The sequence below is a fragment of the Clostridium sp. genome, assembly GCF_026168755.1.
Lineage (GTDB): Bacteria > Bacillota > Clostridia > Clostridiales > Clostridiaceae > Clostridium.
Genome location: NZ_JAPFDR010000105.1, coordinates 1 through 1,919, shown reverse-complemented (window position 1 = coordinate 1,919; position 1,919 = coordinate 1). Strand labels below are relative to the sequence as shown.

General features: G+C 35.3%; 1 protein-coding gene. It reads left to right on the top strand.

Annotated elements, in window-relative coordinates; genetic code table 11:
- Positions 1-428: 428 nt before the first annotated feature.
- Positions 429-1,832, top strand: coding sequence for a group II intron reverse transcriptase/maturase (gene ltrA, locus Q0Y03_RS15400; protein WP_297714664.1), 1,404 nt, complete (start codon positions 429-431; stop codon positions 1,830-1,832).
- Positions 1,833-1,919: the final 87 nt, after the last annotated feature.

Sequence of the window (1,919 nt, the reverse complement as noted above, 5' to 3'; positions counted from 1 at the left end):
TTAATGTGTGCCCAGCATGGGCAACAACTTGACGGTGAAAGTCCGTTGTGGGCTTGGTAGTGGGAACCACTAGCCAAGGACAAGGGTGTCCATCGTGAGGTGGAATCTGAAGGAAGTCGGAGGCAAAGTCTCGGTCTGAGGAACACGAACTACATACAAGGCTCACTAAGGTGGGACGAGTCTGCATTACAAAACAAAGTCCAACACTACCCGAAACCTTAGGAGTAAATGTAGCAGATATATGAGATGAAGGTTGTTGTTCTTACCTGGGGAGGTCTGATAGATATATTGTTAATAAAGATGAATTTCTAAAACAATAACCTATATAGTGATATATAGCTGAACTATCAGAAGTCAGCAGAGGTCATAGTAACTCCGCTAATCGCGAATAGCGGATGAAGGACTGAACTTTAAGGAGGTTTTAAATTTTGAAAGTTTCGCAGAATAATCAAGAATTGCAGAAAACTAAATATTTAGGCTCTAGTGCAAAAGATAAGGTGGAACCTGAAAATATGCAAAGAGTGCATAGAGGATTCTCGGCAACTTCAAAAGGAGAAGCCAGTGAATTCGAATATGGCTCATTGGAGAGAATACTATCAAGAGAAAATTTACTTCTAGCAATGAGAAGAGTAATTTCAAATAAAGGTAGCCATGGAGTCGATGGAATGACAGTCTATGAACTTAGACAATTTCTTAAAGATAATTGGTTATCAATAAAAGAAAGTATTTTAAATAATGAGTATAAACCGATGCCAGTTAGAAGAGTTGAAATATCAAAGCCAAATGGAGGAACTAGATTATTAGGAATACCAACAGTTTTGGATAGGTTTATTCAACAAGCAATTGCTCAAGAGCTAAATTATATCTATGACGAGAACTTTTCAGAAAATAGTTTTGGATTCCGTCCTCGAAGAGGAGCGAAAGATGCTATACAAAAAGCAGAAACTTATATTAATGAAGGTTACAGGTGGGTTGTAGATATAGACCTAGAGAAATTCTTTGATAGAGTCAACCACGATATACTTATGTATAAGCTCTCAAGAGATATAAAAGATAAGAGAGTATTAAGGTTAATAAGAAAATATCTTCAATCTGGAATAATGATTAACGGAATAGTAGTTACAAGTGAGGAAGGAACTCCACAAGGGGGTCCATTAAGTCCACTTCTATCTAATATAATTCTAGATGAATTAGATAAGGAACTAGAGAAAAGAGGTCATAAATTCTGTCGCTACGCTGACGATTGCAATATTTACGTTAAGAGTAAAAGAGCTGGAGAAAGAGTTATGGAGAACATAACAAATTTCATAGAAGGTAAATTGAAATTAAAAGTAAATAGAAGTAAAAGTGCAGTAGAGAGACCATGGAAAAGAAAGTTTCTAGGATTTACGATAATACTATCTTTTGGAAAAGCTTGTCCTACCATATCTAAACAATCATTAAAACGATACAAGGATAAAATTAGAGAGATATTATCTAGGTCGAAACCGATGACTTTGGAACAAAGAATAATTAAATTAAATCAAACTAATATTGGGTGGATTAACTATTATGGAATAGCCAAATGCAAAGGCATAGTTCAGCAATTGGATAGATGGATAAGACAAAGACTAAGAATGTGTATATGGAAACAATGGAAAAAGGTTAAAACAAGATATAAAAACCTTAGGAAGTTAGGATTAAATCACTACCAGTCATTAAAATTTGCCAATACCCGTAAAGGATATTGGCGAGTAGCTAATAGTGCAATATTAAATACTACACTTACAAATCAATTCTTTACCGACTTAGGCTTAAAAAGCCTAACGCGTCAATATATTAAAATTCATTAAACTTAAAGAACCGCCGTGTACCAGACCGGTACGCACGGTGGTGTGAGAGGTCGGTAGATAAAATAATTATCTACCTCCTACTCGATT